Origin of the sequence: Corallococcus sp. AB049A (genome assembly GCF_003668885.1) — a bacterium.
In the GTDB taxonomy this organism is placed as follows: Bacteria; Myxococcota; Myxococcia; order Myxococcales; family Myxococcaceae; genus Corallococcus; species Corallococcus interemptor.
In genome coordinates, this window is record NZ_RAWL01001229.1 from 1 (window position 1) to 423 (window position 423).

1 pseudogene is annotated in these 423 nt (G+C 68.1%); it reads left to right on the forward strand.

Annotated features, from left to right (window positions below):
• Positions 1-125: 125 nt before the first annotated feature.
• A pseudogene (locus D7X55_RS41580) lies at positions 126-423 on the forward strand (hypothetical protein); the annotation flags it as partial.

Sequence of the window (423 nt, forward strand, 5' to 3'; positions counted from 1 at the left end):
CTCACGTACCTGCTGGAGCACGGCCGGGAGGAGCTGCTTCACCGCTTCAACCAGTCCCCCCCCGGCCACCTGTCCAAGGCCTGGCGTCAGCCCGTGGTGTAGTAGCCCAGACCCGGAGGCAGTCCATGTCGCTGCGCTGGCTGTGCGTGATGTGGCTGCTGTTCGTGACAGGTTGCGCGACGTCACGGACGTGGCGGTTGGACACGGGAGAAGGCCCGGCGCGTGAGTACACACCGCGCACGGAGACACGGCCCGTGTCACTGGATGGAGACACCTTCCAGGAGACGGTGCGAACGCTGGCGCGCGGTGCGCCGGTGCCGAAGCGTCCACGAGCCTCGTTGGGCGTCGTGTCCGTGAACAGCGTTCGCGTGTCGCAAGGTGGCTCGGAGCTGGAGGCCGCCTATGGACGCTGGTGCGTGCGCA